This is a genomic window from Nonomuraea sp. NPDC003707 (genome assembly GCF_053587055.1).
This window is the reverse complement of sequence record NZ_JBSFNK010000032.1, coordinates 126282-148467: the sequence shown is the minus strand read 5'-3', so window position 1 is coordinate 148467 and position 22186 is coordinate 126282. Positions and strand designations below refer to the sequence as shown.

The 22186-nt window shown below is 70.6% G+C and carries 21 protein-coding genes; 5 read left to right on the top strand and 16 right to left on the bottom strand.

What is annotated here, in order from left to right; all coding sequences use genetic code 11:
• The first annotated feature begins 19 nt into the window (after positions 1 to 19).
• A complete protein-coding gene (locus ACWDRB_RS51110) occupies positions 20 to 937 on the top strand; it encodes an NAD(+)/NADH kinase (RefSeq protein WP_350742837.1) in 918 nt (305 codons plus the stop codon).
• A gap of 10 nt (positions 938 to 947) precedes the next feature.
• Here ACWDRB_RS51110 and ACWDRB_RS51105 read toward each other — a convergent pair whose 3' ends face one another.
• The 5 genes from ACWDRB_RS51105 to ACWDRB_RS51085 are packed head-to-tail and all read right to left on the bottom strand — an operon-like array spanning position 948 to position 6173.
• Complete coding sequence (locus tag ACWDRB_RS51105) at positions 948 to 1985, bottom strand: hypothetical protein (RefSeq protein ID WP_449907463.1); 1038 nt, start codon at positions 1983 to 1985, stop codon at positions 948 to 950.
• A gap of 54 nt (positions 1986 to 2039) precedes the next feature.
• Positions 2040 to 2885, bottom strand: a complete 846-nt coding sequence (locus tag ACWDRB_RS51100; RefSeq protein ID WP_449907460.1) for a carbohydrate ABC transporter permease — start codon at positions 2883 to 2885, stop codon at positions 2040 to 2042.
• A complete protein-coding gene (locus tag ACWDRB_RS51095) occupies positions 2878 to 3903 on the bottom strand; it encodes a carbohydrate ABC transporter permease (RefSeq protein ID WP_449907457.1) in 1026 nt (341 codons plus the stop codon). Before ACWDRB_RS51095 ends, ACWDRB_RS51100 begins: the two co-directional genes overlap by 8 nt.
• Positions 3900 to 5150 carry a sugar ABC transporter substrate-binding protein gene (locus ACWDRB_RS51090; protein WP_350742829.1) on the bottom strand — a complete coding sequence of 417 codons (1251 nt, stop codon included), beginning with the start codon at positions 5148 to 5150 and terminating at the stop codon, positions 3900 to 3902. The genes ACWDRB_RS51095 and ACWDRB_RS51090 overlap by 4 nt, the downstream gene beginning before the upstream one ends.
• A gap of 39 nt (positions 5151 to 5189) precedes the next feature.
• A complete protein-coding gene (locus tag ACWDRB_RS51085) occupies positions 5190 to 6173 on the bottom strand; it encodes a LacI family DNA-binding transcriptional regulator (RefSeq protein ID WP_449907453.1) in 984 nt (327 codons plus the stop codon).
• Positions 6174 to 6335: 162 nt separating this feature from the next.
• Between ACWDRB_RS51085 and ACWDRB_RS51080 the strand changes: the two genes are divergently transcribed.
• A complete protein-coding gene (locus tag ACWDRB_RS51080; protein WP_449907450.1) occupies positions 6336 to 8402 on the top strand; it encodes an amylo-alpha-1,6-glucosidase in 2067 nt (688 codons plus the stop codon).
• On the opposite strand, the gene ACWDRB_RS51075 is transcribed toward ACWDRB_RS51080, so the two are convergent.
• The 5 genes from ACWDRB_RS51075 to ACWDRB_RS51055 are packed head-to-tail and all read right to left on the bottom strand — an operon-like array spanning position 8377 to position 12761.
• On the bottom strand, positions 8377 to 9207 hold the full coding sequence (locus tag ACWDRB_RS51075) for a carbohydrate ABC transporter permease (RefSeq protein ID WP_350742823.1): 831 nt from the start codon (positions 9205 to 9207) through the stop codon (positions 8377 to 8379). The two genes, ACWDRB_RS51080 and ACWDRB_RS51075, sit on opposite strands and share 26 nt — an antisense overlap.
• Positions 9204 to 10139, bottom strand: a complete 936-nt coding sequence (locus ACWDRB_RS51070; RefSeq protein ID WP_449907446.1) for a carbohydrate ABC transporter permease — start codon at positions 10137 to 10139, stop codon at positions 9204 to 9206. Before ACWDRB_RS51070 ends, ACWDRB_RS51075 begins: the two co-directional genes overlap by 4 nt.
• Positions 10139 to 11437 carry an ABC transporter substrate-binding protein gene (locus ACWDRB_RS51065; protein WP_449907444.1) on the bottom strand — a complete coding sequence of 433 codons (1299 nt, stop codon included), beginning with the start codon at positions 11435 to 11437 and terminating at the stop codon, positions 10139 to 10141. Before ACWDRB_RS51065 ends, ACWDRB_RS51070 begins: the two co-directional genes overlap by 1 nt.
• 7 nt (positions 11438 to 11444) lie before the next feature.
• On the bottom strand, positions 11445 to 12158 hold the full coding sequence (locus ACWDRB_RS51060) for a hypothetical protein (protein WP_449907441.1): 714 nt from the start codon (positions 12156 to 12158) through the stop codon (positions 11445 to 11447).
• Between the two features lie 18 nt (positions 12159 to 12176).
• Positions 12177 to 12761 (bottom strand): hypothetical protein, encoded by a 585-nt coding sequence (locus ACWDRB_RS51055; protein ID WP_449907438.1) that lies wholly within the window; start codon positions 12759 to 12761, stop codon positions 12177 to 12179.
• 124 nt (positions 12762 to 12885) lie between these two features.
• On the opposite strand from ACWDRB_RS51055, the gene ACWDRB_RS51050 reads away from it, so the two are divergent.
• Positions 12886 to 15777: a CBM35 domain-containing protein gene (locus tag ACWDRB_RS51050; RefSeq protein WP_449907435.1), complete on the top strand. Its 2892-nt coding sequence runs from the start codon at positions 12886 to 12888 to the stop codon at positions 15775 to 15777.
• On the opposite strand, the gene ACWDRB_RS51045 is transcribed toward ACWDRB_RS51050, so the two are convergent.
• Both ACWDRB_RS51045 and ACWDRB_RS51040 read right to left on the bottom strand, forming a co-directional pair.
• Positions 15774 to 15884 (bottom strand): MFS transporter small subunit, encoded by a 111-nt coding sequence (locus ACWDRB_RS51045; protein WP_417629245.1) that lies wholly within the window; start codon positions 15882 to 15884, stop codon positions 15774 to 15776. The genes ACWDRB_RS51050 and ACWDRB_RS51045 overlap by 4 nt on opposite strands.
• The gene (locus ACWDRB_RS51040) at positions 15881 to 17236 is read right to left on the bottom strand and encodes an L-lactate MFS transporter (protein ID WP_397367946.1); all 1356 of its coding nucleotides are present in this window, start codon (positions 17234 to 17236) and stop codon (positions 15881 to 15883) included. The genes ACWDRB_RS51045 and ACWDRB_RS51040 overlap by 4 nt, the downstream gene beginning before the upstream one ends.
• Positions 17237 to 17267: 31 nt before the next feature.
• On the opposite strand from ACWDRB_RS51040, the gene ACWDRB_RS51035 reads away from it, so the two are divergent.
• Positions 17268 to 17480, top strand: a complete 213-nt coding sequence (locus tag ACWDRB_RS51035) for a hypothetical protein (protein ID WP_449907430.1) — start codon at positions 17268 to 17270, stop codon at positions 17478 to 17480.
• Positions 17481 to 17550: 70 nt separating this feature from the next.
• On the opposite strand, the gene ACWDRB_RS51030 is transcribed toward ACWDRB_RS51035, so the two are convergent.
• From ACWDRB_RS51030 to ACWDRB_RS51015, 4 genes are all read right to left on the bottom strand, one after another.
• Positions 17551 to 18885 (bottom strand): cytochrome P450, encoded by a 1335-nt coding sequence (locus ACWDRB_RS51030; RefSeq protein ID WP_449907426.1) that lies wholly within the window; start codon positions 18883 to 18885, stop codon positions 17551 to 17553.
• A complete protein-coding gene (locus ACWDRB_RS51025) occupies positions 18833 to 19336 on the bottom strand; it encodes a hypothetical protein (protein WP_449907423.1) in 504 nt (167 codons plus the stop codon). Before ACWDRB_RS51025 ends, ACWDRB_RS51030 begins: the two co-directional genes overlap by 53 nt.
• Before the next feature lie 420 nt (positions 19337 to 19756).
• Positions 19757 to 20206 carry a nitroreductase family deazaflavin-dependent oxidoreductase gene (locus ACWDRB_RS51020; RefSeq protein WP_449907420.1) on the bottom strand — a complete coding sequence of 150 codons (450 nt, stop codon included), beginning with the start codon at positions 20204 to 20206 and terminating at the stop codon, positions 19757 to 19759.
• A 178-nt stretch (positions 20207 to 20384) separates the two neighbouring features.
• Entirely contained in the window at positions 20385 to 21311 is a 927-nt protein-coding gene (locus ACWDRB_RS51015; RefSeq protein WP_449907417.1) for an SDR family oxidoreductase, read from the bottom strand.
• A gap of 97 nt (positions 21312 to 21408) precedes the next feature.
• Between ACWDRB_RS51015 and ACWDRB_RS51010 the strand changes: the two genes are divergently transcribed.
• Positions 21409 to 21981 carry a TetR/AcrR family transcriptional regulator gene (locus ACWDRB_RS51010; RefSeq protein WP_449907414.1) on the top strand — a complete coding sequence of 191 codons (573 nt, stop codon included), beginning with the start codon at positions 21409 to 21411 and terminating at the stop codon, positions 21979 to 21981.
• Positions 21982 to 22186 lie beyond the last annotated feature (205 nt).

Sequence of the window (22186 nt, the reverse complement as noted above, 5' to 3'; positions counted from 1 at the left end):
GCTGGGTAGGGGGCACCACGTGAAGCACTTCACTCTTGGGCTGGTGGTGCACCCCGACCGGCCGGTGCAGGACTCCGTACGGCTGATCCTCCGGCACGCGCGGCGCGCCGGAGGCGTGGTCATCGCCCGGCGGTGCGACGCCGGGCGAGTGGGGCCGGAGGTCGAGATCGTCACGCCCGAGGACTTCGTCGAGCGGGTGACCAGAGTGATCAGCCTGGGCGGCGACGGCACCATGCTGGGCGCGATGCGCCTGGTGGTCGGCCGCCAGGTGCCGGTGCTCGGCGTCAACCACGGGCACCTGGGCTTCCTCATCGAGGTGACCCCGTCGGAGCTGGAGCCGGCCCTCGACCGCCTGGCCGAGGGCCACTACACCCTCGAACCGCACAGCTGCCTGGAGGCCGACGACCACACCGCGTTCAACGACATCGTGGTCACCGCCGCCGATCCGCTGTCCAGCCTGACCCTCGACCTCGAGGTCAACGGCCTGAGGCACGGCTATTACCGCGCGGACGCGGTGATCGTCTGCACCCCGACCGGCTCGACGGCCTACAACCACGCGGCCGGCGGCCCCATCATCTCCCCGTCCACCGAGGCCGTCGCCCTGACCCCGGTGGCCCCGATGTCCGGCATCAGCCGCTCGGTCATCCTCGGCAAGGACGACCACATCGTGCTGCGCAACCCGTCGGACGACATGACGCTGCTCTTCTCCGTGGACGGCACCCCCGCCAGGCAGCTCCGGCCCGGAGCCGAGCTGTCCGCGCGGCTGCGCACGGACGCGGTGGACGTCGTACGGTTCGACGCCGACACCTACGCCCAGCGCAAGCGGGTCAAGCTCAGCCTGCTCGACCTGCCGCTCAGGCCGGACCAGCTCGTCGAGCTGATCCCGCAACCCCTGCGCGAGCAGGCCGAGCGGCTGCGCCAGACGATGACGCGCTAGACCTGACCCGCTAGACCCGGACGCCGGCCTTCCGCCACGCCTTCAGCAGCCGGCGGGCCGAGCCGCCGATGGGGCCGACGGCCTCGTACAGCACCTCCCGCGACACCGGCTCGGCCCCCGCCACGGCGGTCACGGCCTCGTCCGCGGTGGTGATCGTGTGGGAGCAGACGCTCAGCAGGTAGGCGGGGATGTTCAGACCCGGGTCCGTGCAGCCCACCAGCGGGACGCCCACGGCCGCGACCACCGGGAAGACGGTGCCCGGGATGCCGATGGCGGCCTCGGCTCTGGCCGACGCCTGGACCGACGGCACGGAGCTGATCTCGTACTTCTCCCAGAGCGAGCGGTCCTCGCGGGGGTGCAGTCCCACGAGGATGTGCTTGCCCGCCGCCGCCAGCCGATCGGCCGCGGCCAGCAGCAGCTCGGTGCCGGGGGCCGAGCCGCCCGTGCTGCTGGACTTGGTCACGCTGGTGAGCACCAGGACGGTGCCGGGCTCGGGCGCGTGCCTGGGCAGGTCGTCGGTCTGCGGGGTGCCGACGACCGTGATCGGGCGGCGCGTGCCCAGGTAGTCGTCGAACACCTTGGCCTCGGCCGGCGAGGACGCGGTGATCGCCCTGAGCCGGTCGCGGAACTCCTTCGCGCGGGGCGCCTCGACCGGCAGCTGGTACGCCAGCGAGCTCGCGACCAGCGGCAGCGTCCGGAACCGGGCGGCGCACTCCGCCGGCCAGTCCCCGGCACCTGTCACGACGAGCAGGTCGGCGTCCGGAACGCGGTCCGGCGTCGCGACCGGCACCGGGTCACCCGGCTTGATCCCCGTCAGGTCGGGCACCAGCTGCGTGATCTCCCACCCGCGCCGCCGCGCCTCCGGGAGCAGCGGGGCCACATGGTAGGTGCCCCACGGCTCGTTCGTGGCGATCAGAACCCGGGGTGCCCTCCCGAGCGTGGCCGCCTGGGCGGCGGTGCCGCCCAGGACGGCGAGGCCCGCTCCGGAGAGCGCGCCGGCAAGGAGGGAACGACGGGTGAGCAGGGAAGATCTGTCATCAACTTTCACGTGACCGGAATCTAGGGGGTGCTTCTGAACATCCGCTGACGTCCAGAGGAACGGTCAGCCCTTGTCGGAGCCCTCGTTCGCGCCGCGCACGAAGTACCGCTGGAAGATCACGAACACCACCGCCACCGGAATGGTCGCCATCAGCGCGGCCCCCAGCTTGAGCGGATACTGCGTGCCCTTGCCCAGCGACCCGCTCACCAGGTCGGCCAGCCCTCGCGGCAGCGTGAACAGCTCGGGGTTCTGCACCGCCACCAGCGTGTGCGCGAACTCGTTCCAGGAGCCCTGGAAGGAGATGATGGTGAGCGTGAGCAGCGCGGGCCGGGCCATCGGCAGCACGATCGACCAGTACGTGCGGAAGACGCCCGCCCCGTCCACCTTCGCCGCCTCCTCGACGCTGACCGGCAGCGACTCGAAGAACTGCTTCATGATGAACACCCCGGCCGCGTCCGCGATCACCGGCAGGATCAGCGCGGTGTAGCTGTCGTAGATGCCGAACTGGTTCAGCACCAGGAACTTCGGGATGAACAGCACCACGCCCGGCACCGCCAGCATCGCGATGATCGTCGAGAAGATCGCCCGCCGCCCCGGGAAGCGCAGCCGCGCCAGCGCGTACCCGGCCATGGAGTCGAGCAGCACGCGCCCGACCGTGATGACCACGGTCACCAGCAACGAGTTGCCCAGCCACAGCGGCAGGTCGGTGTTGAGGAACACCTTCTCGTAGCCGCCCAGCGTCACCGGGTCGGGGATGGGCGACAGGGGATGCGCCGCCGCGTCCGACTCGGCCTTGAAGGAGGCGGCGATCTGGATGACGAACGGGTAGAGGAAGACGAGCGCGAAGAAGATCAGGATGCAGTAGCCGGCGAACGTGGAGGCCAGCGACCGCGCGTTGTCCTTACGCATGACGCCTCTCTCTCATCACCCAGCGCTGGACCAGGGTCAGCACCACGATGATGGCGAACAGCACGAACGAGATCGCGGTGCCCGAGCCGTACTCGAAACTGCGGAAGGCCGTCTGGTACGACAGGAACGCCGGCGTCAGGGTGGTCTTGGCGGGATTGCCCTGGCTCATCACGTACACCTGGTCGAAGACCTGCCACGTCGAGATCAGCCCCAGCGTGAGCACCAGGAACATGGTCGGCTTGAGCAGCGGCAGCGTCACGCGCCGGAAGACCTGGCGGCGGCCCGCCCCGTCCAGCATGGCGGCCTCCTCCAGCGACACCGGGATATCCTGCAGCGCCGCCAGGAACATGAGCATGAACGTCCCCGACGTGGTCCAGACGACCAGCGCGATGATGGTCGTCATCGCCACGCTGGGCCCGGACAGCCACTCCCACCACGACAGTCCGAACGGCCCGCCGGAGGTCAGCGCCTCCGGCGGGGCCGCCGGATCGACCAGGCCGACGGACCCGAGCAGCAGGTGCAGCACCCCGCGCGAGTCGGCGAACCACTGGGGCCCGTCGACGCCGAACAGGCCCAGCAGGGCGTTGACCGCGCCGGAGTTGGCGAACACGAACAGGAACACCACGCTGATCGCCACCGAGCTGGTCACCGAGGGGAAGAAGAACGCGGCGCGGAAGAACGTCCGGCCCTTCAGCAGCCGGCTGTTGACGACCAGGGCCAGGCCGAGCGCCAGCACGGTCTGCAACGGGACCACGATGGCCACGTAGTAGACGTTGTTGCGGACGCTCGTCATGAAGTCCTGCCGGGCCAGCCCATCCTCGGTGAACAGGCGGGTGTAGTTGTCCACGCCGACGAACGGCACGCTGCCCCGGAACGGGCTGCCCTGCCCGTTCCAGTCGGTCAGGCTCACCCACATCGCCATGAGGATCGGCGCCAGCATGAACAGGCCCAGGATCACCACGACGGGGGCCACGAAGAGCCAGCCCGCCAGGTTCTCACGAGTCTTGCTGATGGTCATGACGTGCCGAGCGCGGCCTGGATGTTCTTCTGCGTCCGCTGGAGCAGCGTCTTGGGCGCGGTGGTGGCCAGCTGCTGCAGCCCGGTGTCGAAGTCGGCCAGGACGCTGTCCATCTTGGGGGCGTTCACGGGGCCCTGGGCGTAGTCGGCGCCGTTGACGAAGGGGCCGTCGTCGGGGAACTCGGCGGTGTAGGCGGCCTTGGCGGACTGGCGCGAGGGCATGACGCCGAACGCCTTGGCGAAGGTCATCTGCTGGTCGGCCTTGGTCATCGCCTCGACGAACGAGATGGCCTGCTCCTTGTGCTTGCTCTTGGCGGAGATGCCCCAGCAGTTCGTGAACGACAGCGTGCCCTTGCCCTTGGGGCCGGCCGGCAGCTCGTGGACCGAGTACTTGACGTCGGGGAAGTCCGCCTTGAGCGCGCCCTTGATCCAGTTGCCCTCGATGGTCATGGCGGCCTTGCCCTTGCCGAACGCCTCGCCGCCCCAGCCGGCGTCGAGCTGGTCGGGGTAGCGGGCCAGCTTGGCCGACACCAGCGAGCGCACGTACTCGAGGGCCGCGAGGTTCTGCGGGCTGTCGGCGGTGGCCTGCTTGCCGTCGGGGCTGGTCAGCCAGCCGCCGGCCTGCACCATGAACGCGCCGACGCGGTCGCGGGTCGGACCGATCGCCAGCGGGGTGACGTCCTTGGCCTTGAGCTTCTCGGCGACCGAGGTGAGCTGCTCCCAGGTGGTCGGCACATCGGCGTCGGTGAGCCCGGCCTTGGACCACAGGTCCTTGTTGACGATCAGCGCGAGCGTGGAGAAGTCCTTGGGCGCGCAGTAGAGCTTGCCGTCACGGGTGAACGCCGTGCGCAGGGAGGGGTAGAAGTCGTCGGGCTGGCTGATCTTGTCGCCGTAGGGCTCCAGGGCGCCGACGCTGGCGTAGTCGGCGAAGCGGGAGGCGTCCACGTAGAACACGTCCGGAGGGCTGTCACCGGCGAAGGCCTGGCCGAGCTGCTGGGCGAGGTCCTGCGCGGGCGTCACCGTCGCGGCCGCGCCCGCCGAGGAGGCCCAGGTCTGGGCGGCCTGCTTGACGGCCGCGGTCTCCGCCTCGCCGGAGGAGCCGATGAGGATCTGCAGGTTGACCTGGCCGCCGCTCTGCTGGGGGGCCTGGCTCGGCTTGTCGTCGAAGCCGCTGCCGCAGGCCGACAGAACGAGCGTGGCGCAGGCGAGGCCGCTGATCGCGGCGGCGCGGCGGTTACGTGACGTCATCGGGGTGGTTCCTGTTCTCGCGTTGTGGGGGGTTAGGGGTCAGGCGGACTTACGGCTGGTCAAAGAGGGGGGCAGCAGCACGTGCGCCGACGGCGGCTCGGCGTCGGGGCTCTCCAGGGCACGGGCGAGCAGGTCGACGCAGGCCGCGGCGGCCTCGCCGAGCGGCTGGTGGACGCTGGTGAGGCCGACGGCCCTGGCGGCGGGCGTGTCGTCGAAGCCGATCACCGCGACGGGGCGGCCGGGCTCGCGGGCCTGCAGCGCGCCGAGGGCGAGGGAGTCGCTCGCGCACACCAGGGCGGTCACGCCGGGGTCGGCCGCGAGCAGGTCGCGGGCCGCGCTCTCCCCGGCCGCGATGCCGTCCTCGACCGCTCGCTGCAACCCGCCCAGATCGTGGCCGGCGAGCGTTCTCGCCCAGCCCTCACGGCGGTCGTCGCCCACGCCCGAGCCGGGCGGCCAGCCGATGAAGCCGATGCGCCGGTGCCCGGCGGCCAGCAGGTGGCGGGTGGCGGCCTCGGTGCCCGCGGCGCCGTCCACGTCCACCCAAGGATGGCGCGCGTCGGGCAGGTCGCTCCAGGGCCGGCCGAACGCCACGAACGGCAGCCCGCGCTCCAGCAGCCAGGACGCGCGCAGGTCGTCGTGGTGGGTGCCGGTCAGCACGAACGCGTCCGGCTTGTACGCGCCGAGCAGGTCCTCGTACGTCGCGATCTCCGCGTGGTCGTCCGCGGCGGTGTAGAGCAGGATCCGGTACCCCTCCTGCGCGGCCGTCTCCGACAGGCTGTGCAGGAAGCGGTCGGCCCACGAGCCGCTGATCCCGTCGCCGTCGGGCTCGATGCCGATGGCGATCAGGCGGGAGCGGCCGGTGCGCATCTGGCGGGCGGCCTGGTTGGCTCGGTAGCCGAGCCGTTCGATCACCTCGAGGACGTGCTTGCGGGTCTCCTCTCGGACCACTTCCGGGCTGTTGAGCGTGTTCGACACCGTCTGGCGCGACACGCCTGCTGCCTTCGCCACATCGGTGATCGTCACCTTTTCCGCCATAAATCGCCTTTCGAGGGGGTTGAACGTTCAAAGTCCGGTGAGGCATGATTTGATCGTTCAAAGTTAGCGGAGTGTTTCGAAATCTGCACCCCCGGCGTCCGTCTGTCAAGACCCGGGGTGATCATTGATCTGACCTCAGGGGGAAACGTAGTGCTTCAGCCGCTGCTGCACGATCTGGTCAGCACCGTCATGGCGCCGGCGAGCGCGCTGAGCGACGCCGACGGCCAGATCCGTCAGGCCGGCGTGCAGGGGCTCTTCTGCGCGGACCGCCGGGTGCTGTCCCAGGCCCGGCTCCTCGTGGACGGGCGCGAGCCGGAGTCCATCGGGTACGCGCCCGGGGCCGCCGGCCAGGCCCGGTTCGTGTCCCTGGCCCGCTGGCTCGGCGACCGCACGATCGACCCCACGGTCCGGATCGAGCGCTCGCGGGAGGTGTCGCCGTTCGGCATGGGCGAGCAGGTGGAGATCGTCTCCACCGCTTCGTCGCCGGTCACGGCCACCGTCACCGTCGAGCTGGCCTGCGACTTCGCGGCCGTCGAGGCGGTCAAGTCCGGGCGCTCCGGCACCCCCGTACCGGCGGGCGCGGCCGGGGACGGACGCCTGACCTGGCACGCCGACAGCGCCCGCGTCACCGTCACCGGCCACGGCGCCCACGCGACGGCGGGCGACGGGGCCTGCCTGCGGTGGGAGGTGAGCCTGCCGCCCCGCGGCCGGGCCACCCTGCGCTGGGAGCTCGCCGTCGAGGACCCCGCCGCGGTCGTCGTGCCCCCCGCCGCGACCCTCGAATGGATCCCGCCGCACGTCACCGCGGCCGACCGGCGCGTCACCAGGCTGCTCGACCAGTCGCTCGAAGACCTGCGGTCGCTGCGGCTGGCCGAGCCCGGCGAGCCCGGTGACACCTTCCTCGCGGCCGGCGCGCCCTGGTTCCTGACCCTCTTCGGCAGGGACAGCATCTGGGCGGCGCGCATGCTGCTCCCGCTCGGCACCCGGCTGGCCGCGGGCACCCTGCGCGTCCTGGCCCGCCGCCAGGGCCGGCGCCTCGACCCGGACTCCGGCGAGGCCCCGGGCAAGATCATGCACGAGCTGCGCCGGGACGCCTTCGACCTGGACGACAAGGGCGGACGGCTGCCCGCCGCCTACTACGGCACCATCGACGCCACCCCGCTCTGGATCAGCCTGCTGCACGACGCGTGGCGCTGGGGCCTGCCGGACTCCGAGGTGCGGGCGCTGCTGCCGAACCTCCAGGCCGCGCTGGGCTGGCTCGCCGACCACGCCGACCCCGACGGGGACGGGTTCCTCGAGTACATCGACTCCAGCGGGCGCGGCCTGGCCAACCAGGGCTGGAAGGACTCGGGCGACTCGGTGCGCTTCCACGACGGCCGCCAGGCCGAGCCGCCGATCGCGCTGGCGGAGGTGCAGGGCTACGCCCACCAGGCCGCCCTGCACGGGGCCGCCCTCCTGGACGCCTTCGACCTCCCGGGAGCCGGCCGATGGCGAGACTACGCCGGGGCGCTGGCCGAGCGCTTCCGCGCCGCCTTCTGGGTCGACGGACCCCAGGGTCCCTTCCCGGCGCTCGCCCTCGACCGCGACAAGCGCCCCGTGAACTCCCTGACCAGCAACATCGGCCACCTGCTCGGCACCGGCCTGCTCTCGCGCGAGGAGTCGGCCCGGGTCGCCGGCCTGCTGGCCTCGCCCGGCATGGCCGAGGCGTTCGGGCTGCGGACGATGTCGTCGGAGGAGGGCGGGTTCAGCCCGCTGTCGTACCACTGCGGCTCCGTCTGGCCGCACGACACGGCCATCGTCATCGCCGGCCTGGCCAGGGAGGGCTTCGACCAGCAGGCCACCACCCTGGCCGAGGGGCTGCTGGCGGCGGCCGAGTCGTTCGGCTACCGGCTGCCGGAGCTGTTCGCGGGCGACGCCCGGGACCGGGTGGGCCGCCCGGTGGCCTACCCGGCCTCCTGCCGCCCCCAGGCGTGGTCGGCCGCCGCCGCGGTCGTCATCGCCCATGCGGCCACCGGGCTCTACCCCGACGTGCCGGCGGGCCGGGTGGAGCTGCGCCCGCTGTCCGGCGCCCCCCTGGGCGCGCTGACCGCCGGGCTGCGCGTGGCGGACGCCGAGGTCGAGGTACGGGTGGACCACGACGGCACCGCCACGGTCAAGGGCCTGCCCCCGGGCATCCGCCTGGAGGAGACCGTCACCCCTTCGTCGCGCCGCCGGTAAGACCCTTGACGAACTGCTTCTGCAGCAGCAGGTAGAAGACCAGGATCGGCAGCGTGGCCAGGAACATCAGCGCGAACATGCCGCCGAAGTCCGCCGCGTACTGGCCGAGCGACTTGTACACGCCCGTCATGATCGTGGTGCCCTCGCGGGGGCCGTAAATGATCAGCGGGTTGAGGAAGTCGTTCCAGATCCACACCCCGAGGAAGATCAGCACGCTCGCGGTGGCCGGCCGCAGGAGGGGGAAGACGACGCGCCAGAACGTCTGCCAGCGCGTCGCCCCGTCGATCGCGGCCGCCTCCTCCAGCTCGCGCGGGATGCCCTTCATGAACCCGGAGAAGACGAACACCCCGAACGGCACGTAGTAGCCGACGTTGAACAGGATGAGCCCCTGGAGCGTGGACATCAGCCCGAGCGACTTCAGCACCTGCGTGACCGGGATGAGGATGACCTGCGGCGGGATCATCAGCCCGCACAGCAGCAGCACCATGACCGCGCGCGACCACCACTGGGTGTGCCGCGCCAGGTAGTGGCCCAGCATGGCCGACAGCAGCGTCAGGATGACGATCGACAGCGACGTGACCACGACGCTGGTGCGCAGCGACGACCAGAAGAGGCTGTCGGGGTCGGTCAGCACGCGGGTGAGGTTGTCCAGGGTGAACGGATCGGGCAACGACATCGTGTCGCGGGAGACCTGGCCGCTCGCCTTGAAGACGTTGATCAGCGCGATGTAGAGGGGGATGAAGAAGACCGCGCCGATGACCAGCGCCACCAGCGGGCGCACCCACGGGAGGCGAGAACCCGTCACAGCTGGACCTCCCTGCGCTGCAGGATCCGCAGCGTGACCACCGACAGGGCGGCGATGACGACGAGCATGACGACCGCCTCGGCGGAGGCGTAACCGGTGCGGTTCTCCACGAACCCCTCCTGGAGGACGACGAACGCCACGCTGGCCGTCGTGCCCGTGCCCGGGCCGCCGTTCGTGATGACCTTCACGTGGTCGAAGATCTTGAACGCCGAGATCAGCAGCACGACGGTGTTGATGGTCAGCGCGGGCGCCAGCAGCGGCCAGGTCACCTTCCAGAAGCGGCGCAGCGGCCCCGCCCCGTCGATCGCGGCCGCCTCGGCCAGCTCCTGCGGCACGCCCTGCAGCCCGGCCAGGTAGACGACCACGCAGAAGCCGAGCATCTGCCAGCAGACGATGGACGCCAGGGAGTACAGCGCGATGTCCGGGTCGGACAGCCAGCCCGGCGGCTCGGCCACGCCGAGGGCCCGCAGCCCCTGGTTGACCGGCCCGTCGTCGGCGAGCACGCGCGTCCAGATCACGCTGATGACCACCGAGCTGATCACCATCGGCGTGAAGAAGACGCTGCGCAGCGCGTTGTAGAGCCAGCCGCGCCGGTCGAGGACGACGGCGACGGCCACGCCGAGCACGTTCGGGACGATGACCACGATCAGCGTCAGGATCGTGGTGACCCGCAGCGAGTTCAGGAACGTCTCGTCCCGCAGGAGCAGCTCGTAGTTGCGCAGGCCCACGAACTGCGTGTTCGGCCTGAGCAGCGCCTGGTTGGTGAGGCTGTAGCCGACGCTCATCGCGATCGGCAGCAGGACCAGGCACGTGTAGACGAGCGTGCCCGGCGCCGCGAACGTCAGGAAGTGCCACAGGCCCGGCCACGCCGGCCGCCTGCTCCCTGGGCGGGTGAGCGTGCCGGGCCTGCGATGGGTGGTGCTGACGGCCATCAGCCGCTCTTCTCCCATTCGGTGTCGAGGAAGGCCAGCGCCTGGTCCGTCGTCTTCTTGCCGCTGACCAGGTCCTGCGCGGTCGACCAGAACTTGCCCTGCATGCCGGGCAGCATCGCCGCGTCGCCCGCCTCCCAGCTGAACGCCGGGACGGTCGCGTTCTGCTGGAGCGCCTGCTGCCACAGGTCGTACACGGCCTTGAAGACCGGGCCGGTGGTGGACGGCGGCGTGTAGCCCTTGACGGCGGGGAAGAGCGCGTCGGCCTTGACCGAGGCGTCCAGGTTCTCCTTGGTGAGCTGGAAGGCCAGCGCGAACTTCTTGGCCGCGGCCATGTTCTTGGCCGTGGCGCTGACGGACAGGCCGCCGCCGGTGAACGCCGGGAGATGCAGGCTCCCGTCGTCGCTCGGCCAGGCGAACACGCCGATGTCGTCCTTCATCTCCGACTGGTCGGCCGCGGCGGCGAACCAGCTCCCCATCGGGTACATCGCGCCCTTGCCGCCCAGGAACGCCTCCTGCGTCTTCGGGTAGTCCTGGCCGATCTGCCGCTTGTCGATGTAGCCCTTGGCGGCCAGGTCGGCGAACTTCTGCGTGGCCGCCTTCATGGCCGGGTCACCGGCGAAGGTGACCTGCCCTGCGCGCCGCTTGGCGATCCAGTCGGGGGTCCTGGCGTACAGGTCGGTGGCCAGGATGGCGGTCCACGGCTGGGAGGTGACGAACACCCCGCCGCTCACGAACGGCGTGATCCCGGCGGCCTGGAGCTTGCCGGCGTCGGCGAGCAGCTCGGCGTACGTCTTCGGCGGCGCCTCGATCCCGGCCTTCTTGAACAGCTTCTTGCTGTAGTAGACGTTCGGGATCGTCTGGGTGTTGGCCGGCAGCTGCAGCACCTTGCCGTTGACCGCCCCGCAGGTCGGGCAGATGAAGTCCTTGAGCTCCTGCTCGGTCCAGGTCGCCAGGTTCGGCTCCAGCGCGATCAGGTCCTGCATGCCGATCTGCACGTCCGGCAGCTGGCCCGAGGCGGCGAGCTGCTTGGCGTAGTCGTTGCGCTCCGACTCCGACGGCGCGGCGACGAGCTCCACGTCGAGGTCGGGGTTGGCCTTCGTCACCAGCGCGACCTGGGCCTTCCAGTACGACTCCGGCAGGTTCGGCGACGGGAAGACGAGGAAGGTGACCTTCTGCTTGCCCCCGGCGGAGGACGCGGTTGAGGGTGCGGCGGACGTGCTCGGCGTACCGCTCGAACAGGCGCTCAGCGCCAACGTGACGGCCAGCGCGAGCGCTCCGGCCGCGGACAGCTTGTTCATGGTGAGCTCAGTCTTCTCCGGTGGTGGGGGATGGGAGGTCGTCGCCGGTCGTCCGCCTGACGACGTTCGACGGCGGGCCGTAGCGGAAGGCGCGCACCCGGTACGACGCGTGCCGCTCCTCGGGCAGGGTCACCAGGCCGAACGCGTTGACGTCCGGCGCCAGCACGGCGGTCACGCGGTAGTCGGGCCGGCCGGCGGGCCGGTCCTCCAGCAGGAAACCCTCTTCGTCGCGGGCCCGGTCGGCCCACCGGAACGCGACGCCGTCGGCCTGCGTCACCGTGGCCGTCAGGCCGGTGGGCGCGGCCCCTTCGCCGCCCACCGGCCGGCTCCCGGGGGACCCTCCCGGGATCACGCGCGGCTCGGCCCAGCCGGGGCCGGGCTTCGGGTACGGGCCGTCGCCGAGCGTGACGTCGACGGGCGCGGAGGCCGCGCCGTAGTAGGGCCGCAGCCGGTAGTGGAACGTGGTGCGCGGCATCAGGTCGGGATGGGTGTACGCGGTCTGCTCCGGCGGCAGGAAACCCAGGATCGTGTACGGCCCCTGAGGCTCGGTGGCGAACTCGATCACGTGCCCGGCGGCGCCCGGATCGCGGCCCTGCCAGCGGAGCGCGATGTCGGTCGGCGACACGAGCGCGGCCTCCAGCCGGACCGCCGGATTCTGCGGCCGCTCCTGCTGCGGGGTCGCGCACCCGGCGACCACCGTCGCCATCAGCACCAACACCATCCGGGCCCTCATCGCCCCCTACTTACGCCAGAAGCGGACGCCGCTCCACTCGACCGTGGCGGGCCCCTGCCCGCTGGCCGTCCGGTACGCCCCGAACTTGTCGTAGAAGCTGCCGCTCTCGCTGGCCACGGTGTGCTTCAACGACCCGTTGATATAGGTCCGGTGCACGCTGCCGACCACGTGGACGGTGTTGACGCGCACCGTGGTGCCGATCGTCGCGCCCGTGGCGATCGTGTCGCCGCCGTGCACCGCGTACAGCCGTCCGCCGCGCTCGACGGCGAGCATGAAGAACGGGCCCGTGGTCTTGAACGTCTGCTTGAGGCTGATCCGCGAACCCGGCAGGCTGGTGATCTTGAAGTAGCCCTCGAACTGGCGCGTGCCGTCGGAGTAGGTGGCGTAGCGCCGTTCGGCCCGCTGGTCGCCGCTGTCGGTCGAGCAGGTCAGCTTGAACGTCAGATCGCCGACGTCGCCGCAGCCCCGCTCCTGGACGGTGAACGTGGGCGAGTACGAGGTCCACGGTCCCGATTCCACGGGGTCGGCCGCGGCCGGGAGGGCGGGCAGCAGCAGTCCGGCGGTCAGCGCGCTTGCGGTGAGTAATCGCATCGACCCTCCATTAGGAAACTTTCCTATCACGAGTCATAGGATCACTTAGCGCGTTGGCACGTCAAGTCTCTTGACCGAGGGCCGTGGCTGCTGTATTCGTCGGATGTCTGAAGGGAAGCGATCTATGGGACTTCGACCGCATCGCCGTACCCTCCTCGCCGCACTCGTTCTCGCCGTGATCGCGAGCCTGTGCGCGGCGCCCGCCGGCGCGGAGGTTCAGCATCCGAGGCAGGAGTGGTTACGCGACTCGACTGCCGGGCTGTTCCTGCACTGGGGCATGTTCACCGCGCCGCGCCACCTCGACTGCGCGGCCTGGGAGAGCGACGTCACGGGTGGCGGCTGGAGCCCGGACTACTGGGTGGACGAGGCTCGCAAGCTGGGTGCTTCGTACATCGTGCTGGCGACCTTCCACAGCAGGCTCGGGTACGCGCGGCCGTGGCCGTCGCAGATCCCCGGCTCGTGCAGCACCAAGCGGGACTTCCTCGGCGAGTTGGTGAGCGCCGGGAAAGCCAAAAATGTGCGGGTCATCCTCTACATGACCGACGACCCGCAGTGGCACAACGAGCAGGGCGTCGAGACGCTCGACTCGGCCGCCTACTCGGCGTACAAGGGGCGGCAGGTCGACCTGACCACCCGCGCCGGCTTCGGCATGTACAGCTATGACCTCTTCTTCGAGGTACTGGCCAAATATCAGGACTTGGCGGGGTTCTGGATCGACAACGACAACGAGTACTGGGAGCAGAACCGGCTCTACGAGCAGATCCGGGAGAAGCGCCCGTCCTGGTTGCTGAGCAACAACAACGAGGACACCCCGATCATGGACACGGTCAGCAACGAGCAGAAGACCGGCATGACCCCGGCCTACGACTACCCGCAGGCCGCCTGGACCCCGATGCCGCGCCTGGTCGAGGCCGACTACAAGCTGCCCACCACCGGCGACTGGTGGTACGACGGCGGCAGCCACCCGGTCGACTTCCGCCTCAGCACCGGCCGCTACGTCACCAACGCCGGCTCGTCGATGAAGTCGCTGATGGCCGAGACCCCGATGGTCAACGGCAGGTTCCCGCCCCAGCAGGAGGAGTTCAACGCCTTCATGTCCACGTGGGTCCCGCCGATCCAGGCGTCCCTGCGGGGCACGGAGGGCGGCGGCTACATGTACGGCGGCCTGCAGCCCGGCTTCTGGAACGACGGCGCCCACGGCGTCGTCACCGTGGAGCCCGGCGCCAAGATCCAGTACGTGCACGTCGTGACCAGGCCCAGCACCGACCAGGTACGGCTGCGCGACAACGGCCACCGGGTGACCCGGGTGAGCGACCTGCGCACGGGCGAGCGGATGCGCTTCAGCGAGTCCGGCGGCTACCTGACGATCCTCGGCGTCACGCGATGGGACGACTACGACACGGTGTTCAAGGTCGAGACGGCCGGCCGCCCGGGCTTCTACGACGGGCTCAAGGCCACCGCCTCCGCCTCCCGCGACGGCCACCCCGCCGCGGCGCTCGTGGACGGCAGCCACGAGGTCTACTGGGACAGCGGCGCGACCCTGCCCGTCTCGGTGACGCTCGACCTCGGCCGCGTGCGCAAGGCCGCGTACCTGGCGGTCAGCCAGCGCGAATGGTCGCCGACGTACGCGCGGGAGACGTTCGGCCGCCCCGAGGACTCCGCGCGGATCAAGGACTACCGCGTCTACGCGAGCGACGACGGCCGGCACTGGGGCCGCCCGGTCCGCGCCGGCGCGATGCGCAGCGCCCGCGGCACGCAGGTCGTCGACCTGGGCGAGCTGCGCGCCCGCTACCTCAAGCTCGAGGTGCTGAACACCTGGGCCGGCCCGCAGGCGCCGCGCTTCTTCCGTGAGCTGCAGATCGACGAGATCAGGGTCGCGAACGAATATCCGCTCTCCTTCGGCGACCCGGTGCCGCTGGAGGCCGAGCGTCAGCACCGTTCGGGCGCCGCCCGTCCCGACCTGTGCCAGGCGTGCTCGGGCCACGCGCAGGTCACCGGGCTCGGCGGCGGGGCGCGCAACGCGATCACGTACCGGGACGTCACGGTGGCGGCGGCCGGCGACTACCGCCTGCAGATCGACCACACGACGGCCACGCCCACGTCCCTGAAGGTCGCCGTCAACGGCGCCGCACCCGTGGAGGTCCAGGTCCCGGCGGACAACCGGGACGTGCCGCTCTCCACCGCGTTGCCGGTGCCGCTCAAGGCCGGGGCCAACACGATCACCCTGTTCAGCGACGCGGCCAAGGGCCCGGGAGTGGACCGCCTGGCGGTCGCACCGCTGCCGCCCGCCTCGTACGTGCCCAAGACGACCATGACCGTCGAGCCCGGCGGCCTGCAGTGGGCCGGCCCCGGGCAGCAGACGATGAAGGTGTCGGCCAAGCTGCGCCTCGACGCCGACGACGCGCTCGACCGGGTGCGGCTGGCCCCGGTCGCGCCCGCGGGCTGGACCGTCGAGGGCGCCCCCGTCACCGCGGCCTCGATGCGGCTCGGGCAGACCCTCGAAGGCACCTGGACCCTCACCTCGCCGCCCGGCCAGGACGTCACGCCGGCCGACATCCCGGTGACGGCCGCGTTCGAGGTGCTGGGCCGGGCCGGCACGGTCACCCGGCAGGTACGCGTCCGGCCGCGCCCCGCCGACCGGGTGTTCATGCGCGAGGCCGAGGACTCGCGCAACGGGCTCGGCAGCGCGGGCATCACCAACTGCTCGCCGTGCTCCGGCGGCCAGAAGGTCCGCAACCTCGGCGGCGCCCCCGACGCCTTCGTGCGGTTCGAGGACGTCGTGGTGCCCGAGGCCCGGCAGTACACGCTGTTCATCGACTTCACCGTCAACGGGCCGCGCTCGTACTTCGTGAGCGTCAACGGCGAGGCGCCGGTCGAGGTGAAGGTGAGCGGCGCCGGCAACAACACCCCCTACACCACGACCGTGCCCGTCACGCTGCGGGCCGGCGCCAACACCGTCAAGATCTACAACGACACGGAGGCCGCGCCCGACCTGGACCGGATCTCGCTCGGTTAGTCGAACAGCTGCGTGAGCTTCAGCACCAGCTCGTACACGCCGAACGCGAAGGGCAGCGCGACCCAGGCCCACGCCAGCACCATCAGGGCGGTCCGCCTGGACGTCATGTCGCCTGCCCTTCCATGGCCGGCTCGGCCGGCTTCTCGTGGTACCGGTCGCTCACCGGCCGGATCAGCTCGTTGGCGAGCAGGCCCACCGCCAGCAGCCCGATCATGATGTAGAGGGAGGTCGTGTAGAGCGCCGGCCCCGACCGCCCCGCCGCCTTCTGCGCGTCGGCGATGGCGTTGATGATCAGCGGGCCGAGCACGCCCGCCGTGGACCAGGCCGTGAGCAGGCGGCCGTGGATCGCGCCGACCTGGTAGGTGCCGAACAGGTCCTTCAGGTACGCGGGGACCGTCGCGAAGCCGCCGCCGTAGAAGGACAGGATGCCCAGCGCGCACACGATGAACAGCGGCTTGGAGGAGTTGCCCGCCAGCGCGATCACCAGGTAGAGCAGCGCGCCGGCCCCCAGGTAGACGCGGTACATGTTCTTGCGGCCGATCACGTCGGAGGTGGAGGACCAGACGAAGCGGCCGGTCATGTTCGCCAGCGACAGCAGCGCGACGAACCCCGCCGCCGCCCCCACCGCGACCGGCGTGGCCGTGCCCGCGAAGAAGTCCCTGATCATGGGCGCGGCCTTCTCCAGGATCCCGATGCCCGCGGTGACGTTGCAGCACAGCACGACCCACAGGCAGTAGAACTGCGGGGTGCGGATCGCGTTGCGGGCCGAGACGTCCGCGTCGGTGATCAGCGGCCTCGACGCGACCACCGGCGGCGTCCACCCCGGCGGCGACCAGCCCTCCGCCGGGACGCGCACCAGCAGCACGCCCATCGTCATGAAGACCGCGTAGACCACGCCGTGCACGAGGAACGTGGTGGCGATCCCGCCCGTGCTCGTGCCGAACGACTCCAGCATCTGCGCCGACCACGGCGAGGCGATGAGCGCGCCGCCGCCGAACCCCATGATCGCGATCCCCGTCGCCATGCCGGGCCGGTCGGGGAACCACTTGATCAGCGTGGAGACGGGGGAGATGTAGCCGATGCCGAGCCCGATCCCGCCCACGACGCCGTAGCCGAGCACGACCAGCCAGTACTGCCGGGTGGCCACGCCGAGCGCGGACAGCAGGAAGCCGGAGGAGAAGCAGGCCATCGAGACGAACATCGCCCAGCGCGGCCCGTTGCGCTCCACCAGCGTGCCGCCGAAGGCCGCCGACAGGCCGAGCATGACGATGCCCAGCTGGAACGGCAGCGCGCTCTGCGTGCCCGAGAGGTGAAGGGAGGACTCCAGCGGGGGCTTGAACACGCTCCACGCGTACGCCTGCCCGATCGCGAGGTGGACCGAGAGTGCGGCGGGCGGCACCAGCCACCGGCTCCAGCCGGGTGCCGCCACGATCCGGGAACGGTCGAGGAATCTTGCCACTTCACACGCGTACCACATACGGTATGCAGTATTGAAGATCTTTACGACAAGCGGTCAGAAACCGGCGACGAACGGTTCGGAGCGCGGCAGGCGACATACGCCGCCGGCGTCGATGGGGCTCCGCTCCTTGCCGGCCGGTACCAGAGTCGGCACGCATCGGCACGACGAGAACCAGATCGTCTACGCCGGCCGCGTGCGCCTCTGGAGCGGCCCGGTGATCTTCCGCCGATCGTCGGCGAGGTGATCCGCCGTGCCGGGCGGCGGTGACCCCGCGCAGGCGTCGGGGCGCACCGTTCGGAGCTCGTGGGCGTTCGTCACCGGGTTGCCGGCCGTGGCGTCAGATTCATGCGGATCCCGTCCGCGGCCCACAGCACGAACCGTTCGACGGGGACGACGTCGTGTCCGGTGGCCGGCTGGAAGCGGAATCTCCTCAGAAGGATCGCCAGCACCAGTTCGGCCTCCACCATGGCCAGGATCGCGCCTTCGCAGCTGCGCGGACCGAGGCCGAACGGGATGTAGGCGTAGCGAGGTCGGTCGGCGACCTGGTCGGGGGTGAAACGGCCAGGATCGAACGTCTCGGGATCGGGCCAGTACCGCGGGTTCATGTGGACGGCCCAGAACGGATAGAAGATGGTCGTCCCGGTGGGGATCTCGTAGCCGGCCAGGACGAGATCCTCGGTGGTCTCGCGGGCCCCGTACGGACCCGGCGGATACAGGCGCATCGATTCCTTGAGCGCCATCTGGAGCCGGGTCAGCCGTTTGAGGTCGGCGTACTCGGGTGCGACACGATCGGACAGGACCTCGTCGATCTCCGCCGTGACCCGCTCGGCCTCGGCGGGGTGCCGGGAGAGCAGGTAGAGGGTCCACGAGACCGCCACGCCGGTCGTGTGGTGGGCGGCAAGCATGATCATCAACACGGTGTCCCGCACGCGGGCCGGGCTCATCCCCGCCGCGACCAACGCCGCGGCCAGGGCGTTGCCGTCCTGCCGGGCCGAGGCGAGCACGTCGTTCACGGTTGCGCGCAGGTAGGTCAGGGCCTCCTGGGCACGCTTCCGTCTCTGCTCCTCGGTTCCCGGGTCGGCCGGTTGGTACTGGCGGCCCAGGTATTCCGTGAGCACGATCTCGAAGGCCGTCACGACCTCGTCCGGGTCGTGGACGCCGTTGCCGAGGGCGTACTGGCAGATCATCCGGAGCGACAGCGCGCTCAGGTCCTTCTGCAACTCGACCGGTCCCTCGCCGGCCTGTTTCGCCCACCGGTCCGCCAGCCGGCCGGCGAGCGCGGTCAAGCCGGGGAAGTGGGCCTCGTGGGAGCGGCGAGCGGCCAGTACGGACAGGACCGCGCGGCGCCATGGCGTGTGCTCGTCCGCGGGCAGGGTCTGCAGGTTGCCGGCCTCACACAGCGGGGCCAGGAACTCGAACAGCGCTTCCGGCCGTTTGTTGACCCCGGCGGTGGCCTCGAGCAGCGCCGGGTCCGCGATGGAGACCGCTGAGTCCGTGCCGGGCAGCTCGAAACGCACGACCGGCCCGTATGCGGCGTGCAGCTGCAGTTGGTAGGCATGCAGGCCGCCCGCGGTAGCGATGTCATGCAGCCCGCCGTCACCTCGTACGGGCGGTCCGGGGATCACCGGCACGGTCACCTCCATGGACATACGGATCTCTTCTACGTATCTCCCGTGAGCGGCTGCTTGGCAAGGTGCCGAGCACCCGCGGCAGCTCCAGCGTGACGGTCGTTCCGTTGCCGGCCGATGAGGCGATGTCGTACCGCCCTCCCAACGCGGTGGCCCGGGCGTGCAGCTTGCTCCGGTCGATGACCTCGTGCGAGCCGAGCCCCGGCCCGTCGTCGCAGACGGTCAGCCTCAACGTGACCCCCGCGGTCAGCGCCATCGAGACGTACGTGGCCTGCTCGACGGCCGAGAACGCGTCGACCAGCACCGCGAAGGCGAGGAGGGCCGCTTCGTGGGGAACCGTACCCTCCGGCAGCGCCCACACCTCCACCGGAATCCTCGCCTGCTTGCCCCAATCGGCCACGAACGCCTTTACCGACTCCCGCAGGCCCGCGACAGGCGATGGCCCAATGATCACATCCGGTACCACGGTCATGACACCCCCTCCTTACGGCACCAGGGTCGTGGAGGGGTCTTGGAGCCACATGGTGATGAGATGAGAGTCCCATGAATCGTGTCAGCGTCCTGCGGCCGGCCGATGGCCTGACGGCCGACTTGCGACGTCCTCCGGCAGGGGTGGGGCCGAAGCCGTGACCGGTGTTCCTGCCGGCGTTGGCGTAGTGCACCACCAGGACGTACTCGCCGGGCCCGAACCCACTCCCCGGTCGGCCGGCGCTCCCGGCGCCGATCCTGCGGCAGCCGTTGCCCGGCCTCCTCGATTGGTTTCCTCGACGTCACCGACCCATCCGCGCCGGGAGGCAAGAGAGAATCCCGCCGCGACGGAGGAGCCCCACGGGACGCACAGGAGCCTGGCGGGCGCGGGCCTTGCGTCCCGCGGAGCAAGATTTTCGCGCGGTCAGTCGCTGTCCAGCGGCTCCAGCACGAACACCGGGATCTCTCGTTCCGTCTTCTTCTGGTAGTCGGCGTACGGCGGATACGCCGCCACCGCACGCTCCCACCACTCGGCCTTCTCCACGCCGGTCACCTCACGGGCCTTCATGTCCTGCTTGGCAGGGCCGTCCTGAAGTTCCACCTGGGGGTGGGCCCTGACGTTGAAGTACCAGACGGGGTGCTCGGGAGCGCCGCCCAGCGAGGCGACCGCGGCGTATCGGCCTTCGTGCTCCACACGCATCAGCGGCGTCTTGCGAATCTTGCTGCTCCTGGCACCCAGGGTGGTCAGCAAGATGACGGGCATTCCCGTGTCCCTCAGGGTCGTTCCCTTGGTGCCGCCGGAGCTCTCGTACAGCTCCACTTGCTCGCGCACCCACTGCGTTGGGCTGGGTTCGTACTCACCCTCAAGAGGCATGACATCCATCTCTCGGTCGACCGACTCACGTTCGGAATGCTCCAACACCCGGCCCGTGCCTTTTCATCCACGCCCCAGTCTCGGTTGCCAGGGGCTGGGGCGTGCGCTCCGACGCCCCGTCTGAGCGCGTGGCTTCATCCTCATGCCGGAAACTCTCGGCGTCTGACCTGGACGCGCGTCAGGGGAGCGTGGGCCGAACGTGCTGCCGGGCCCACTCCTCGAAGCTGGTGAGCGGGAGGCCAAGGTCCTTGGCGTATTGCGGGCGTGCCGGCTGACCGGCCACGTTCATCCACTCGTGCGAAATGCCCATCGCCGGCATTCCGGCGGCGAGCGCCTCCTCCTCGGTCATGTTCGGCGCGGACAGGTGCGTGCCCAACGCTCGAGAGAGGACCTCGGCTATCGCCGTCATGGACAGATAGTCGCTCGCCAGCTCCAGCTCCAGCTCGTCGAACCGCTCGGGTGCGGCGATGGCCGCGGCGGCCGCGGTGCCGATGTCGTCTACCGCGACGAGGGACAGCCGCGTCTCGGGCTTGACGACGCTCACCAGGCCGCCCCCGATGCCGCGCGGGAACAGGAACGCCATGGAGGGCAGGAAGTTCTCCATGAAGAAGGCCGGCTTGAGGATCGTCCAGTGGGGGAAGCCGGCCGCGCGTACCCGGTCCTGGATCATGCCCTTGGCTCCCAGGCTACCGTCCAGCGAACCCCAGCGGCCTGAGATCCAGCCGGGGGTCTCGGTGTGCTGGCCGGCACCGCTGGTGGAGGTGTGCACGAGCTGCGGCACTCCCGCGCTCTTCGCACCCTCGATGAGGTTGACGGCCTGGGCCACCTCTCCGTCGAAATCGAAGCCTTCTGTGGTCAGGGCGGCTATCTGCACGGAGAAGACGGCGCGCACGCCCTCGGCGGCCCGGACCACCGAATCGCGGTCGTGAAGATCGCCGGTGACGAGTTCGGCTCCGAGCGCCTCGACGGCCTTGGCCCGGGCGGTGGCCGGATCGCGCACGAGGGCGCGGACAGGAATGCCGGCCGCGCGCAGGACACGGGCGGTGGCCCCGCCCTGCTTGCCGGTGGCGCCGGTGACCAGGACAGGCGCGGAATCGGTGGACATGGTTCCCCCTTCGGACCCATAAACGGCGAGGCCCGCCGTTTTCTTTGCGGTACGAAACGGCGGGGCCCGCCAGTTAGCAAACCTTGGAGACGACGCCATGCCCGACCGCCAACGCGCGGACGCCCGGCGCAACTACGCGCGCATCCTCGCCGTGGCTGAGGAGGAGGTCGCCGCGCACGGCGCCAGCGCCTCCCTGGAACAGATCTCCCGCATCGCGGGGGTCGGCTCGGCGACCGTACGGCGCCACTTCCCGACCCGCCGGGTACTGTTGGAGGCGGTCTCCCACCAACGGATCGAGGCCCTGAGCGCCCGCGCCCGCGAACTGGCAGGCAAGGGCAACAGCCGCGATGCGCTCCTGGAATGGCTCGGCGACGTCGTCGCCTACTGCGTCGCGGCCCGGGGACTGGCGCCGGCACTGGCTTACGACGAGGCCGAGCTCGACTCCGTACACGAGAACACCTGCTCGGCGATGCTGGAAGAGGCGGGAAACCCCCTGCTGCGCCGCGCCGTGCAGGACGGCGCGGTGGCGGAAGGCATCACCGTCGCCGACCTGATCGCACTGATCGTCGGCATCGTCCTCGCAACAGAGCACCACCCCGACCCCGCCACCCGCGCGAACCGGCTGTTCCAGCTGGCCATTGCAGGTCTCAGCCCTCAGAACTCGTATTGAAGAGGCTCTGCTACCCGTTCGAGGTGACGCAGCCTTTCTTGGAACACACAGACTGGGCGGGCGGCAGCGCAGAGCGGCTATCGCGTCCGATAGCAGCTGCCTGACCAGAGGCCGACAGCGGTCGGTCGTAGCGCCAAAATCCGGTCCGATCCACCAAGTACCGGAGGCCGGTCCGCGAGGGGACTTGGCCGTCGAGCGTGCCCGC